Origin of the sequence: Paenibacillus sp. B-A-8 (assembly GCF_048572915.1) — a bacterium.
Taxonomy (GTDB): Bacteria; Bacillota; Bacilli; order Paenibacillales; family Paenibacillaceae; genus Paenibacillus_AQ.
Genome location: NZ_CP183882.1, coordinates 4475693 through 4491454 on the forward strand (window position 1 = coordinate 4475693; position 15762 = coordinate 4491454).

Annotated in this window: 16 protein-coding genes; 2 read left to right on the plus strand and 14 right to left on the minus strand. The window is 41.7% G+C overall.

Annotated features, from left to right (window positions below):
• Window positions 1-118: 118 nt before the first annotated feature.
• Window positions 119-1987, plus strand: a complete 1869-nt coding sequence (locus tag ACN6MV_RS20080) for an LTA synthase family protein (RefSeq protein WP_419884710.1) — start codon at window positions 119-121, stop codon at window positions 1985-1987.
• 68 nt (window positions 1988-2055) lie between these two features.
• Here the strand turns inward: ACN6MV_RS20080 and rbsB are convergent, their stop codons facing one another.
• From rbsB to ACN6MV_RS20125, 9 genes are all read right to left on the minus strand, one after another.
• A complete protein-coding gene (rbsB, locus tag ACN6MV_RS20085) occupies window positions 2056-2973 on the minus strand; it encodes a ribose ABC transporter substrate-binding protein RbsB (RefSeq protein WP_076120710.1) in 918 nt (305 codons plus the stop codon).
• Window positions 2974-2985: 12 nt separating this feature from the next.
• Window positions 2986-3954, minus strand: a complete 969-nt coding sequence (locus ACN6MV_RS20090) for an ABC transporter permease subunit (RefSeq protein WP_042129249.1) — start codon at window positions 3952-3954, stop codon at window positions 2986-2988.
• 2 nt (window positions 3955-3956) lie between these two features.
• Entirely contained in the window at window positions 3957-5438 is a 1482-nt protein-coding gene (locus ACN6MV_RS20095) for a sugar ABC transporter ATP-binding protein (RefSeq protein ID WP_042129251.1), read from the minus strand.
• Between the two features lie 18 nt (window positions 5439-5456).
• Entirely contained in the window at window positions 5457-5855 is a 399-nt protein-coding gene (gene rbsD, locus ACN6MV_RS20100) for a D-ribose pyranase (RefSeq protein WP_042129253.1), read from the minus strand.
• A 2-nt stretch (window positions 5856-5857) separates the two neighbouring features.
• Window positions 5858-6736, minus strand: a complete 879-nt coding sequence (gene rbsK, locus ACN6MV_RS20105) for a ribokinase (protein ID WP_042129255.1) — start codon at window positions 6734-6736, stop codon at window positions 5858-5860.
• A 27-nt stretch (window positions 6737-6763) separates the two neighbouring features.
• Window positions 6764-7744: a LacI family DNA-binding transcriptional regulator gene (locus ACN6MV_RS20110; protein ID WP_042129257.1), complete on the minus strand. Its 981-nt coding sequence runs from the start codon at window positions 7742-7744 to the stop codon at window positions 6764-6766.
• Window positions 7745-7882: 138 nt separating this feature from the next.
• The gene (locus ACN6MV_RS20115) at window positions 7883-8278 is read right to left on the minus strand and encodes a VOC family protein (RefSeq protein WP_042129258.1); all 396 of its coding nucleotides are present in this window, start codon (window positions 8276-8278) and stop codon (window positions 7883-7885) included.
• A gap of 53 nt (window positions 8279-8331) precedes the next feature.
• Entirely contained in the window at window positions 8332-8799 is a 468-nt protein-coding gene (locus ACN6MV_RS20120) for a DinB family protein (RefSeq protein WP_349651462.1), read from the minus strand.
• Between the two features lie 62 nt (window positions 8800-8861).
• Complete coding sequence (locus ACN6MV_RS20125; RefSeq protein WP_042129261.1) at window positions 8862-9767, minus strand: LysR family transcriptional regulator; 906 nt, start codon at window positions 9765-9767, stop codon at window positions 8862-8864.
• A 153-nt stretch (window positions 9768-9920) separates the two neighbouring features.
• Here ACN6MV_RS20125 and ACN6MV_RS20130 point away from each other — a divergent pair, with 153 nt between their 5' ends.
• A complete protein-coding gene (locus tag ACN6MV_RS20130) occupies window positions 9921-10538 on the plus strand; it encodes a histidine phosphatase family protein (RefSeq protein ID WP_042129263.1) in 618 nt (205 codons plus the stop codon).
• Window positions 10539-10628: 90 nt separating this feature from the next.
• Here the strand turns inward: ACN6MV_RS20130 and ACN6MV_RS20135 are convergent, their stop codons facing one another.
• The 5 genes from ACN6MV_RS20135 to ACN6MV_RS20155 all read right to left on the minus strand — a co-directional run bounded on the left by ACN6MV_RS20135 (window position 10629) and on the right by ACN6MV_RS20155 (window position 15761).
• Window positions 10629-10874 (minus strand): hypothetical protein, encoded by a 246-nt coding sequence (locus tag ACN6MV_RS20135; protein WP_042129265.1) that lies wholly within the window; start codon window positions 10872-10874, stop codon window positions 10629-10631.
• 176 nt (window positions 10875-11050) lie between these two features.
• Window positions 11051-11602 (minus strand): polymer-forming cytoskeletal protein, encoded by a 552-nt coding sequence (locus ACN6MV_RS20140; protein ID WP_076120717.1) that lies wholly within the window; start codon window positions 11600-11602, stop codon window positions 11051-11053.
• 338 nt (window positions 11603-11940) lie between these two features.
• Entirely contained in the window at window positions 11941-13305 is a 1365-nt protein-coding gene (gene aroA, locus ACN6MV_RS20145) for a 3-phosphoshikimate 1-carboxyvinyltransferase (protein WP_419884711.1), read from the minus strand.
• Window positions 13262-14500 (minus strand): Coenzyme F420 hydrogenase/dehydrogenase, beta subunit C-terminal domain, encoded by a 1239-nt coding sequence (locus ACN6MV_RS20150; protein ID WP_419884712.1) that lies wholly within the window; start codon window positions 14498-14500, stop codon window positions 13262-13264. Before ACN6MV_RS20150 ends, aroA begins: the two co-directional genes overlap by 44 nt.
• Window positions 14501-14582: 82 nt before the next feature.
• Entirely contained in the window at window positions 14583-15761 is a 1179-nt protein-coding gene (locus ACN6MV_RS20155) for a glycosyltransferase family 4 protein (RefSeq protein ID WP_042129272.1), read from the minus strand.
• Window position 15762: the final 1 nt, after the last annotated feature.

Genomic DNA, 15762 nt, shown 5'->3' on the forward strand with positions numbered 1-15762 from the left:
ATTCACCCAAATGTAATATTAAGGAAAATAAGTCTCTCACATACCCCAATCTAGTTGATTTTAAACACTTCAATGTAATAGAATGAACTAATCTAAAAGAAAAGGATGGGCATAAGAGATGCCGTTTAAAGAACCTCGTACACTTAGTAAAAGATCTCTATTATTTTTCTCTCTCATTATGCTGGTTAAAAGTTATTTTGCTTGGTATTTTTTATTCGAAGATGGGCCTACTTGGACCACATGGCTTAAAGAAATCCCTTTTGTGCTTCTAGTCTTTTGCTTGATTGAATGGTTCGCAACAAAACGGAAAATTGCCATTTACATGCTGGTCAATGTGTTGATCACTACACTATTTTTCTCACTCATTGTATATCATAATCATTTTGGCATCATTGCTACTTCGCAAGTATTAGATCAAGTCAAACAAGTTGGAGCTGTTAAGAAAAGTATTTTTTCGGTTCTGCGTCCGCAATATATGCTTATTTTCGTGGATATCATTGTCATTAGCTTGGTCATGTTTAGAAAACAAAAGGCACTTGATTGGAAAAAAGCCATGTCGCGTAAAAGTAATCGGAAAGCGGTTGCGATCTTATTCTGTATTTCCATCATCATTTGCGCAATGAATATTTTCCCTAACCGGGCCAGTATGAACGAAACTGTAAAAGCAGAGCAGATGGGCATTCTCAATTATGAAGCTTACTCTCTGTTAGCCAATCAAGAGGAAGAACAAATCGACGTCTCTAAGATTACACAAGCAGCAATTGACGAAACTAAAGGAATTCAAGCTTCCACTGATCCAGTTTTATTTGGAGCCGCCAAAGGAAAGAACCTGATCATTCTGCAGATGGAATCTTTCCAGAACTTCTTAATCAATCTTAAGATTGACGGGGTAGAAATCACACCGAATATGAACAAGCTTGCGGCTAGCAGCTACTACTTTCCACGTTTCTACCAGCAGGTAGGACAAGGAAATACTTCTGACGCCGAATTCATTGTAAATACTTCTTTCTATGTTCCACCTGATGGTCCAGCCACTCAAATGTATGCACCAAAAGAACTTCCAAGCTTGCCTAAGTTACTTCAAGCGCAAGGTTATGATACGGCAACCTTTCATACGAATGAAGTCGATTTTTGGAACCGTGGAGAGCTTTATAGTGCCTTAGGATTTAATCGATATTACGATAAGGAATACTATGGTGAAGAGGACACGGTATTTTACGGAGCATCTGATGAAGTATTGTATGAGAAAACTGCTGCAGAGCTAGCAAGGATGGATCAGAATGATCAGCCTTTCTACTCTCATGTCATCTCAATGTCAGCGCATAATCCATTCTCAATCCCTGAGGATAAATACAAAATGACCCTACCAGAACGGTTCGAAGGAACGTTAGTCGGAGATTATATTCGTGCTCAGAATTATGCTGACTATGCGCTTGGACTTTTTATTGACGAACTCAAACAAAATGGGGTTTGGGATAACAGCTTGATTGCATTGTACGGAGATCACCGCGGACTTCCTATCTTCTCTTTGAAAGAGGATGATCACGTCCTACTACAGGAGATCCTGGGTCATGAATATACAGAACGCGAATTAATTAATATTCCATTTATCCTATCTGCGACAGGAATTACAACGCCAAGTGTAAAAGAACAGCTAGGCGGACAAGTGGATATTTTGCCTACTGTATCTAATTTATTGGGTGTATCTCTAGCGGATCATATTCATTTTGGTCAAGATTTACTAAATCAATCGACTTACAACCTACTACCTCAGCGATATTATTTGCCAACAGGCTCTTTCGTAAATAATGAAGAGCTCTTCCTATCTGGCAGTGGCTTCGAGGACGGTCAGCATTATACCTTATCTGGGGATGGTAACCACACGCAACAAACTACAGAGGATGAGTTCGAACGTGCTTTAAAGCTTCTCCATCTGTCAGATAGTTATGTGACACAGTTACCGGATAGAGTAATTGAGGAAAAATAAGCTTATTTATACCAAAAACACTGCACTCACCAAATTGGCGAATGCAGTGTTTTTCTATAACCGTTTATTTATTCTTTTACAACCAGTTTAAGAGGTGCGGCTATCAGTTGTTCAACCGTCTTGCCATCTAACACATCTTTCGCTGCTTGAATCGCTAACTGTCCAATTAATGCAGGCTGTTGAGCAACAGTACCTGTCAGTTTACCCGCCTCTATGGATTTGAGTGCATCTTCATTACCATCAAAACCAATGACAGGGATATTCTTACCTGAACTTTGAATCGCTTCAATAGCTCCCAGAGCCATTTCATCATTATGAGCGAAGACCGCTTGTACATCTGGGTTTCCTTGGAGCAGGTTCTCCATAACAGTCAACCCTTTCGTACGGTCAAAGTCTGCGGTTTGCTTCGCAATCACATCAAGCTCAGTGTCGGCGATTTCATGGAATCCTTTCCCACGTTCACGAGTGGCTGAAGCTCCTGGTGATCCCTCAAGCTCAATAACCTTTGCACCTTTTCCAAGCTGCTCAACAATATATTCTGCCGCCATTGATCCACCTTTTACATTATCAGAGGCAACAAGGGCTTTTATATCTCCCTTATCTGCAGAACGGTCCAACGTAATGACTGGAATACTTAAACTGTTCGCCGTTTGAACAACCGTCGAGATCGCTGAAGAGTCAACTGGATTGATTAACAGCGCATTTACACCTTTTTGCATTAAATCTTCAACGTCATTACTTTGCTTGGCCGAATCATTCTGCGCATCGATAACGAGAACTTCCATGCCTAACTTCTTAGCTTCTGCCAAAACTCCATCTTTAACGGATACAAAGAACGGATTATTCAGGGTAGATATGGATAATCCAATCTTCATATTCCCCGGACCCCCACCGCTGCTAGGCTTAGCCCACTCTGGAGGCTCTAAGGAACAACCCGTCATAAGAATCAATAGTAAGGAAGTAAAAATTAATGTGAGCTTTTTCATGTCGAATCCCCCTTATACGGCTTTCTTACGGTCTATGAGCACAGCAATCGCAATAACGATCCCTTTAACTACCATTTGGTAAAATGATGATACGCCGAGCAAGTTCAAGCCATTGTTCAGAATCCCGATAATAAGGGCACCAATCAATGTACCAACAATACGTCCACGACCACCCGTTAAGCTCGTCCCCCCTAATACTACAGCCGCAATCGCATCTAACTCATAGGATGTTCCTGCTGTTGGTTGTGCTGAGTTCAATCTAGAGGTCAAGATAGCCCCTGCCAATGCGGATAACATACCGGTTAAGGAATAGATCATTATTTTGATGCGGTCTACTTTAATCCCTGAAATAATGGATGCTTTCTCATTCCCCCCAATGGCATACGTTTTACGGCCAAATGGCGTTTTATGAAGTACAATCCACAGGACAGCGAATACGATAATCATCGTGATAGCAGGTACAGGTATTCCTAGTAAATATCCACGGCCAAACAATTGAAACGTCATGCTGTCACCTAGACCAGTGATCGGATTACCGTCTGTGTATACAAGCGTTAGCCCGCGGAAAATAGTCATGGTCGCCAGCGTAGCGATAAAGGGTGCCATTCTGCCTTTCGTAATCATTAGACCGTTGACCATCCCCATCAGTCCACCCGCTAAACAGCCCACAATAATAGCTAAGATCGGATCCCAGCCTGACAACATCAAGTTGGCTGTGAAAGCACTGGATAAGGCTAGAATAGAACCTACTGATAAATCAATGCCACCCGTTAGAATAACAAAGGTCATCCCAAAAGCGATAAGCGCATTAATTGCGACTTGTCTAAGCAAGTTCAGTATATTAAGAGGTTCCATAAAGCTTGGGTTCAACACGGTTACGATAATTATTAGAATGATTAGCCCTAGTAATGGCCCTAATTTCTGTGTGATTTGCCCGATTTGGAAACCTTTCTTTACACTCTCATCTTTGATAGTAGTCATTACTATTGCCCCCCTGTAGCTAACGTCATGATTTTTTCTTGCGTAGCTTCTTGTTGTGTAAGTTCTCCACTGATTTCCCCTTCATGAACAACTACGATGCGGTCACTCATCCCTAGGACTTCAGGGAGTTCTGAGGATACCATAATAATGGCGACGCCACGTTCGGTTAATTCGTTCATTAACTGATAGATCTCCCGTTTTGCCCCTACGTCGACACCGCGTGTAGGTTCATCGAGGATAAGAACACTGAGGCCAATACCAATCCATTTGGCGATAACTACTTTTTGTTGATTACCTCCAGATAAATTTCGCACCAAAGTCGATGAGGACTGCGTTTTGATGTGTAGCCGCTTAATGAGCATGTCCACAAATTCTTGTTCTTTCTTATCAATGATTACGCCCTTGGGGGCAAAGCTATATAAATTCGTCAGCACCATATTATCTCGAATCGAGAAATCAAGGACTAACCCCTCATCTTTGCGGTCCTCTGTAACGAAGCCGATTCCAGCCTGCATAGCATCATTGGGATTTCGAATGGTAACCTTCTGTCCCTTCACCCAGATTTCACCCTGATCTAGTGATTCCAATCCGAATAAGGTTCTCATCATTTCTGTACGTCCTGATCCCATTAATCCGGAGAATCCTATGATTTCACCAGCTCGTACTGAGAAATTAGCATTTTTAAATTGGCCTTTCTTTGAAGCATTCTTAACTTCAAGAACAACTCCTCCAGGTTTAGAAGTTCGCTCAGGGAACCGATCTGTTAATTCACGACCTACCATCTTCCGAACTACATCGTCAAAATTAGTCTCAGGAATGGGCTTCGTGTCTACGGTTTTCCCGTCCCGCATAACGGTGATTCGATCACATATCGTAAAAATCTCTTCCATCCGGTGCGAAATATAGACGATAGAGACGCCTTCTTTCTTCAGTGAGGCAATGACTTCGAATAGTTTCTGTATTTCTCTCTCGGTTAATGCAGCGGTGGGCTCGTCCATGACAATAACTTTTGCATGTGTCATAAGCGCTTTAGCTATCTCAATCATTTGTTTTTCACCTACCGAACATTCCCCCGCCTCTTGGTTCAAAGGAATGGTCACAGAGAGCTTAGCAAACTGTTCATTTGCTAACGCTTTCATCTCTTTCCTATTTAACAGGCCGAATTTGGATGTTCGTTCCTTGCCAATAAACAGATTATCCAGAACCGTCATATCCGGCCACACATTTAGCTCCTGATGGATAAATGCAATTCCATATTGTTCTGCCTCTTTGGGATTCGTAAAGTATTTCTCCTGATCATCTATACGAATCGTTCCTTGGTCACGTTGGTGCAGACCAATCAGAATATTCATGAGTGTAGACTTACCTGCGCCATTCTCACCCATCAGGGCATGGACTTCACCGTCCTTGAGTTCAAAATCCACACCGGTCAATACTCGGTTAGCGCCAAAAGACTTATGAATATCTTTCATCGTAATGTGCATACACTTCGAACCCCCTTCTTATCCAAAATAGACCCCGGCTTGCAGAATGCAGTTTGCATACGGCTTAGCTTCACCCGTGCGTATAATAACCTTAGCTTGCTGGGTTAGTTGTTTAAATTGCTCATGTGAATACGCTTCTATGGGTATTTCCTTAAACTTATTATTTAAGTATTGAGAAGTAGCTTTATTGTCCGTAGCTAATTCTTCTGCCACAATTACCTTTTCGATGACCATATCCTCTGAAATGATATCAACGATATCTTGGAAACTAGGAACCCCTAGTTTAATCGCGAGATCAATCTTCGGAACACCAGGTGGAACTGGAAGCCCAACGTCTGCGATGACAATTGTATCGGTGTGACCTAAATCCGTAAGCACTTTGGAAATATGGCTGTTTAATATCCCGTGTTTCTTCATAGCTACATATTCGCCTCCACCTCTGCTCTTGTTGGCATACCACCTTGAGCACCAAATTTAGTAACGGATAAAGATGCCGCTCGATTGGCAAACTTTACACTATCCAGAATGGAGCTGCCTTCAGCTAACGCAACTGCAAATGCCGCATTAAAAGTATCTCCAGCTCCAGTCGTATCTATAGCATTCACTTTGTAAGTAGGAACCAGAACTTCTTGTTCACCATCATAAAATCGCACGCCATTGCTTCCCTCTGTGATAAACAGCTTGTTGGGATATTTCCGTAAGGCATCAGCAGTACTCATCTTAGGGAATAAAATTGTACATTCATGTTCGTTAGGTGTTAGATAAGCAGCCTTTTCTATAATCGTGTCACTGATAGGACGAGCAGGTGCCGGATTAAGCAGCATAGGTACATTAAATTTATGGCAAAGCTCACTTACATAAGATACTGTTTCTTCAGGTATTTCTTGTTGGATTAGCACCATATCAGAGCCTTTAATAACATCAAGCGCTCGCTCAACTAAAGCAGGAGTAACGAAATCATTTGCTCCCTTTACAACGATAATGCTATTATCACCTTCTGCTAAAATGATGTGGGCTGTCCCGCTTTCGGTATGTGTAACCGGTTCCACATTTGTGATAAGAACCCGATTTCTCTTTAGATTATCCATGATCTCCTTACCATAGAAATCTTCACCTACACAACCAACCATCGTAACTTCGGCCCCTAGACGCGAAGCTGCCACAGCCTGATTCGCCCCCTTACCTCCTGGAACGGTAGCGAAGCTCTCACCTAGAACGGTCTCCCCTGCATGAGGCCGCTTGGATGAAGTCACCACCAAATCCATTGAACAGCTTCCAATGACACAAATCTTAGCCATGTTCATCAACCTTTCTTATGTCGTCATCTATGCTTTACTTCTTGTTGTTTCCCGCTCCACAAAGCTGACGGGTAATTGAATGATTTTATCTTCTACCTTATCTTGCTCAATTAACTTAATAAGTAAACCCGCCGCTTCTCGGCCCATGTCATGTGCTGGCTGACGAATAGTGGATAACGAAGGTGACAAAAGACTGCTAAGCGGGATATCATCAAATCCAATAATTTGGAGATCCTGTGGCACTCTTTTACCTAAGCGATGTGCTTCATGAATCACTGCCGTCGCTACGATGTCATTACTGGCAATTACACCGTCTGTATCTATATATTTATCAAATAACTCTACAGCCCATTGTTCTGCTTCTGTGTGGGAGAACGATGATGTCTGGATCACATGATAAGTGATTCCCATCTCATCAAGCACTTCTATCGCACCTTGAAATCGATCCTGCGCCGGTTTAATATGTGCCGGTCCTTGCATCACTGTAATCTTAGTGCTTCCCCGTGCAATGATTTCTTGAGCAGCAAGGCGTCCGCCCTTTCTGCCATCTGCGTATACGGAGGGACTGTCATTAGAAGTACGGTCAAGAAATACAACCGGGATTTTCAAGTTAGAGTAGATATCTTTTTCAGGAAAATTAGTGGATGAGATCATGCCAATGACATTATTTTGGATAAAGGTTTGAATATAATCCAATTCCTTTTCTTCGTTCTCATCGCTATTCCCAAAGATAATGCGATAACCATGCTCCTGCATCCGATCTTCTATCCCACGTGCTAATTGCGGGAAGAATGGGTTCGTAATGTCAGGTAATAGAAGTCCGATTAATTTGGATTTCCGTTTGTACAAAGATCTTGCAACCTCATTAGGGGTATAATTCATTTCTTTGATCGCTGCTTCAACCTTTTTTCGAGTATCGATATTAACATAACCAGATTCATTTATAACTCTTGAAACGGTTGCTACCGACACCCCAGCTATTTTTGCAACATCTTTAATCGTCATCATTCATTTCATCCCCCAATGTGTAACCGGTTACATGTATTACATAAATTAGAGTATCATAAAACCGTTTTCATTACAAATATTTTTCTGTTCCAATATATAACAAAAGATATCGACAAGACATCGATATCCTTAAAAAAGCTAATAAACCAGCTCACAATCATGGTGTTCCCATACATCAAATAAATTACCATCCAAATCTTCAAAGACAAAAAACTTCCCATATTCTCCTTCATCGCTAATGTTTCCGGCTTTCACATCTTCTGAAACTAAATACTGATGAAGGGTTGAGATATCATTTGTAAAGAAAGTGATCACCCATCTTTTTTTATCCCTTACCTCGAATACAGCTCTCGAATCATGATCACTTTGAGTTAAACATAGGATCGGTCTATTATCCCTAAATAAGCTTAAGTTGCCTTCTCTCCGATCTCTTATATTAAAGCCAAAATGTTTCACAAACCAAGCTGCAGACTTCTCTAAATCTTCTACAGGAATCACATTATAAGCAATCCCTAGGATTCTTCCTACTTCCATTGAATCCCCCCCCAAGTTGCTGATCCCACTAGTGTTGATCCGATTTAATGACTTCAATCTGCAAATCGATTTAATAGTTTTATAGTATTGAAATGCATCCCTTCATGGTAAAGCGTGAAATTTATGAATTCTCCGATAGTATTTAATGTTAATCCACTACCGGTTGTAAGAGGGGTCACTTGCTCACTTAAGCGATTGTTCATAGCTTCCCTGATACGTTTGGGTTGCTCCGAAAGCATCTCGATTAACACTTCAAGTGTTGGTGGCTTCTCGCTCCACTCTGCAGGTTTTGTCCCTTTCGCAAATAATCGTTCAAAGCTTTCCGGCAATTGCATAAGCTCCCTAGCGGAATGAAAAGCAAACTTCTCTTGCACCAAATAAATATGTCCCAAGTTCCATCTGATGTTGTTATTGAAACCTTCTGGAATGATATCTAGCGTTTCCTCGGAAAGCTCTTCAACTGCACGAACAGTAACACTACGCACAAATTCAATTTGTTTGAACACGATTGTATCCATCATAACCCCTCCCCATTTTTCATCCATAGTTTACCATAAGATTATCTTCAATTTCCTAAAAATGATTATATATTTATTGATATTTGCTTCATGACGAGCTTAATAAATGACTGAATATAACTCACCTTAAGCTCCTTCTTTCTGTAGCCCATCCATATCGAATGATTAGAGACTACATTTTCCACATCAACCTTGGCTAACGTCCCCTGTTCAAGATAAGGCTTAGCTAACAAAGCGGATACAAAACTAACCCCATACCCGGCAATCACAGCTTGAATAACCTCATTCACTCCATTAAATTGAAGCTCAACTCTTGGCTGTTGTACCTTTTTTTCTTCACATATTCGAACAAGTCTCTCTCTAGCTGCACTGCCTTCCTCTCTCATAATAAATGCTTCAGACATCACTTCTTCAAAGCTAACCTGCTGCTTAGCAAAAGGGTGCTTAGAAGCGACCACGAACACATACTCGTCCTTGTATAACTCCCGATATTCAAATATGTCTGTATGATGCGAAGGGAACTCCATATCACTGTAAATCGCCACGTCCGCTTCAAAGCTTTTTAATTGTTCCATCACTTCCTGAGAATTAGTAGTAGTGATTTGAATTTTTACTTCCGGAAAAGATTGTTTGAATAATGACGCCCACCTCGGAATGAGGATACTTGTAGCCAGATAATTACCTGCGATCCGAATTTGACCCTCAGGAAATTTGTGATGATTCTCAATGATCTGCTGTACTTGTTCACCCATGGCAAATAACTTCTCAAGGGGATCGATCAGTCTTTTTCCAATCGGTGTAAGTACCATCCTCTTTCCTTTGACCTCTAATAATAAAATTTGATTCTCCCGTTCAAACTTACGGATCTGCGCAGATATAGCGGGTTGACTGATATGTAAACGTTCAGAAGCTTTGGTCACACTGCCTGTTATCGCCACGTAGTAAAACAATTTTAATACATGAAAGTTCATCGTGATATCTTCCTAACCATATAAAATAAAATCATTATTCAAGAAGCTTCGTTTCTTACTATAACCATACATTATGGATCCTAACTATTATATATTGTTTATTTATATTTTTTTATCCTATACTTACAACTATTCATAAGGGAGGTTTCGTTAATGAAGGAGACAGTATTATTCTTAACCCGGCATGGACAAACCGAATGGAATTTGCAACAACGGATGCAGGGGCATCAAAATTCGGCACTTACAGCGTTAGGTGAGCAGCAGGCTGAATGGTTGAGAGATCGTTTGGAAGGCGAAAATTTAAGTGCAATTTATTCTAGTACTAGCCCAAGAGCATTGCATACTGCGCAGATTTTACGGGGAAAGCGGAGTTTATCCATTCAACAGGATGCTTCTTTAATGGAAATTAACATGGGCATTTGGGAAGGAATGAACACGGATCAGATTGAACAAGATTATCCTTTACAATACTCTCATTTTTTCACCAGACCTGATCTATATCTCCCTCTAGCTTCAGGTGAAACCTACAGTCAGCTTGAACAAAGAGTAACGCCGACTATAGAGCGTATCATTAACGATAACGAAGGACTTGAGGTGCTTATTGTCACTCATCGGATAACGTTAAAAGTTATAATGGCTCATTTTCTCAATAAATCATTGCAAGAGTTAGGGGAAATGCCGGATATTCTCTCCACAGCCTTATGTAAAGTAACGCTAACTGACCATCATACTACCATTGATCTCTACGGCGATACTTCACATTATCTTTGAAAAAAAGCCCCACGAAACGTTCACAGTATTAGGTAACTGCAAAAAAAGGTAACTCCGATATAAACGGAACTACCATTTTAGAGTTCAAAATTACATCTCTACGCTTTTGATTACAAAGCTACGGACCTTCATCCATTTTCCTGAAATGAATTCGTCAATCGTTTTCGTCTTCGGTCTAACACAAAAACGATGCTTGCTTCCTTTATCAAATCCCACCGCTTCAAAAATCAAAGCGTCACCTATTTGCTCCTTAAAGAACACTTGCTTCAATCCCAATCTATTTAACATTTCAAGCTTTACACTCTCAATATACGTACGTGAATATTCCTTAGACATATGTGTTCCTCCTAGTAGTGGTAGTAATATTATAAGATCAATATTAAGAAAATCAACCAAAGATCACATAATCATTATCCACAACCGTCTAAACCGGGATACATCTCATCACCTCAATAAGAAAAAACCAACCCATAGTCTATGGGTTGGCTTCTACGTATGAGATGATTACAAAATTATTTAACTTCTGTTGTTCCAGTCACTTTTCCGTCAATCTTTGCAGATGCTTTCAGATCCTCGCTTGTGAAGTATAGGTTACCGTCAATTGTTGCGGTTTCAGGCAGAGTAAAACCTTTCGCTTCTACATAAACATCGCCTTTAATCGTTCCGCCTTCAACTTTCAAATTTTCACTTTGTACAGTAAACTTAGGTACGGTAAGTGTATAACTTGCAGTGATCTTATGATCAGCGTCTTGTGAGTAAAGGGCAATCTTACGATAGATGTCGCCATCAGCGGCTCCTTTATCATGGAATTCTCCAGCTACAACAACCTCTTCAGGAATCGTTACATCATTTAGAATAGCTACAATCCAGTTTCCATCTTTGCTTACAGCTTTAGTAAATGCATCTGCTTGATTCACAATCGAGGCAGTAGTGACTGCATCTGTCTGCTCAGCAGCCGGAGCTGAAGTTGCCGCCGAGTTAGTTGCTTTATCCTCGTTTGCTCCACAACCAGCCAATACCGCTACCGAAACCCCGGCCACCAAAATCATTTTAAATAGTTTCATTTCGATTCCCCCTAATTTTGATTATAAATTAATTATATATTAAAATTCTTAATAATTAAGTGAATGGTTTCACAAATTTGTGTCAGTATATAAAGCGATTTCATTGTTCTGTCTCGTCTGGATTAAAATTTGTTTTCATGAGAACACCTCTTCTCGCTGACTTATTTAGGTTCTTAAATCTATTTACCCAAAATATAAAAAACATCACAAGGAAGAGTATGTTCATAGAAAAGTTAACAGTTTATCAACTAGTTAAATGAAATAAAAAAAGCTAGAGCACACACAGCGCTCCGCTCTAGCTTGGTAGCTCCACCTTAAATACGTTGTCTTAAATCTCGTCACTGCAAAATTTCAATCTCAGCAAATTGAGACAGATCATTCAGAAACTCAGGATAAGAAACAGCGATACAACCACAATTCCGAATAATAGAAGGCTTTTCCATACTACTAGCTAGAACGGCGGCAGTCATAGCAATTCGGTGATCACCATAACTATCCACGACTGCAGGCGAAGGACTACGACCACCAAAGATAATAAGTTCATCTTCATTATAAGAAGTCTCGAGTCCAAACGCCGCTAATAGCTTGGCAGTTGTCTCCAATCGGTTTGTATCCTTATCCTTCAGTTCCCTACAGTTCCTAATGACGGTAGTCCCCTCAGCGAATGCTGATACTACAGCTAACAATGGAACCTCATCGATCAGACTCTGTACTTTTTCGTTGCCTTCCACATGTACGGGAGTTAGCGTTTTTCCTGTAGTGCAGTAGAGATCCGCTATTGGCTCACCGGATATTAGCTGCCTTTCCCGATGTAGCTTCAGATCCACCCCCATCTCTCGTAGCACGCTGACGAATCCAAACCTAGTTGGATTCACACCTACATCTCTGATCCAAAGTTCCTTTTTACGATCCATACTACGAATCGTAAAAGCTGCTAGCAAAAATGCAGCGGAAGACAAATCGCCTGGAACAATCACATCTTTGGCTGCAAAGTTATAACCACCTCGGATAGAGGTAACGTTATTCTGGATTTCAATATCAATTCCAAAATATTTCATCAATCGTTCCGTGTGATCGCGACTCTGGCACATTTGTCGATAGCTACTTGTTCCATCTGCATAGAGACCCGCAAATAGAAAGGCTGATTTCTCCTGTGCGCTAGCTACTGTTGCCTCGATATTGATAGGGCTCAATGGGAACCTACCGTTAATCACAAGCGGAAGGTAGCCTTCGCTTTCGAGATAGGTGATCGACGCTCCCATTTCTATCAGCGGTTGTGCCACCCAATCCATAGGCCTAGTAGATAGAAGTCGATTGCCGGCTAGCTCGACTGCAAATGGATGACCTGCCAGAACAGACATGATAAGTCTCGCAGATGTAGCAGTATTCCCGATTTCAAGTCTGGCATCAGGAATTCTTAATGATTGTAGCCCCAATCCATAGACAGTTAATGCATTACCATTCCATGCAAACGTTACACCTAATTGGCGCAAAATAGCGATACAACTCTCAATGTCACGAGATCGCAGTACATTATGAATAACTCCCTTCCCTTCCGCAATGGCGTTCATCATAATTGCCCTCTGAGAAATAGATTTATCCCCAGGAACCGATGCATATTTGAATGAATGCTCGTCCAACTTCGCGCTTACCCTCAAGTCAAATTTTGTTGGCAGTTCGGTTTTGTTCCGTACCAATTCCATTCCTAATCACCTCGTCATCCGAGAGTATTTGCGAATATTTCATATCTCTTCCAGGAGCAAGCGGGATTTTTCGGTCACCTTGCGCAGCGTAGCTACGGTAACGCTGGCGCTTACGCTCTAAGCCAAGGTTGTTATCGAATGTGTAATCAACCAGCTCGATCGCATTCCTGCGCCTCGCTAGTTCAATCAGCCTTGCCCCCATCGCAGTTCTTACCATCACCGTAGAGTAGGCTTTTACTGACACTCCAGTTTTGCTGGAATCAAAAATATTCGGGTCCCCATCTGAAATGGAAATATCAGCTATTCCAGACCACCAATCGGGGCAGGATAAGCAGCGGAATGTCTTGAATTTCTTGAACTCTTCTACCAACCTGTAAAACGGCAGCGAATGTTCTTTGCCATCCCGTGTTCTGACCACAAACTGTCCCGGATATTCTCCTTCTCGGTAGCGCATAAAGAGAACGTCCTCTAGCTGAACTCCCAGAATTTCAGCAATCAGATGTTCGGTTCCAGCCAAAGATGTATTCGAAGCGCAACCCAGTTCAATCGTAAAGGCTACCTTACTAGCCAGGAAAGAGGTAGGTGTGTCCTTTGGTAAGTTGAGTAATTTATTAATGCCTTGAATTTGACAGGGAACACCGATAATTCCAATTCGCTCATACCGGGAATCATTCAACAAGTGAAGATTGGGGGTGATGCAATAACTCGTTTGCGCACATTCGATAATTTTATCCACTGAATCTGCAATAAACGCCTTCGGAACCCAAGGCTTTTCTTCATCTCTACCTACAACGATAACCGCATCCGCGACTTTCTCTTCCAGGGCCGTGATAGCCAAAATAGTGCCCGCTCCCCCTGCTGCTGCTCTTCCGAGAATATCCGGATCTGCTGCCGATAACTGATGAGTAGAAATATATACACCTGTCCAGCGTTCCGACTCGGAGCGGTTACGACCAAAGATTCGGAGCTCAGATTCCATAACGCCGGTATCATAACCCGGACAGACCTCGGTACAAAGCGTACAGCTTCCGCAGCTATCCATGGCTAGCTCCTCGATACCTTGAAATATAGGCAGAGGAACCGAGTCACTACTCATCGATAGAAGACCCTTAGGACATACGGCGGCACATAAACCACAGGATGTGCAGAGATTATGATCAAGAATCTCTTCCTTCAAGGTGTTAAAAGACGTCATAACGGTGCCCTCTTTTCTATAGAGTTTGGAAAATTCGACCTTAAAGTTCCTCACTGAATCCATTGTCTTGGAAATATCCCCGTCACAGTTTAACGCCGCTGAGCTTGGAATAGACTTCCTTTGTCCGCAAAGCTATGCTTCTCCAGTCATAGTGCAACTCAGTTTCCGTTCTGCCGGCTTCAGCAATACGGCTGGCCAGGGAATAATCTTGAAGAATCCGCAGGATATTTTCGGCAAGTATATATGAGTCCCCTGGCACGCTAGTCAGCCCAGTTCGTCCATCCTCTACAATCTCCGCTAAACCTCCAACGTCAGAAACAACTATAGGTGTTCCACTCCCCATCGCTTCAATTGCCACAATACCAAAAGGCTCATATAAACTCGGAAACACACACAAGTCCGCAATTTCAAGCAAGAAATTCTTCTCCTGATTCTTGATGAATCCAGTAAAGAGCACCTGGGAGTTAATATCGGAAGCTATACTTTCCAGCTCGGATAACATTGGACCACGCCCAGCAATGATAAATTTACAATCTGGAATCACTAAGAGGACCTCTCGGGCACTTTCTAAGAGCACCTGAACCCCCTTTTCTTTCACTAATCTTCCAATAAACAGCACAATCCTTTCTTCTGCCTGTGCATAAAGTTCTCTTTGAAAAGTGTGAGGCTCCTTAAGTTGCAGCGAGCTAAGGTCAATGCCATTAGGAATCACTTCCATTTTCTGTTCATCAATCGCATGCACATTGCAAACCTCGTGCTTCATATAGGAACTGCAAACAATAACCTTGTCTGAAAGAGATACGAGTTCATTCTCAATAGAATGGATACCCTGCTGCTGTGGCGTGAATAACCCTTGATTCCTACCATATTCCGTGGCATGAATCGTCGTAACTAATGGTAGGTTAAGCTGATGTCGTAAAAGAATAGCTGCATACCCTACCAGCCAATCATGCGCATGAATGAAGTCAAATCTGACATTACCAAGAAGCTGGGTCTTCACATAATCCACAATCGCCAGATTAAATTGGAGGACCCAATCTTCAAAATCAGTCAGGTTCTCGTACGAATTCACCCGATGTATGAACACACCTTTTTCCGTCTCGAAAATAGGACTTTGGGGCGCGGAATTGGTCACTACATGAATCTCTGTCCACTCATCCTTCAAGTGCCTGGACAATTCATAAACATGTGGTGCGATCCCTCCAATAATCAGAGGGGGATATTCCCATGACAAAATTAAGACGGACACGGGTTTTGGCATA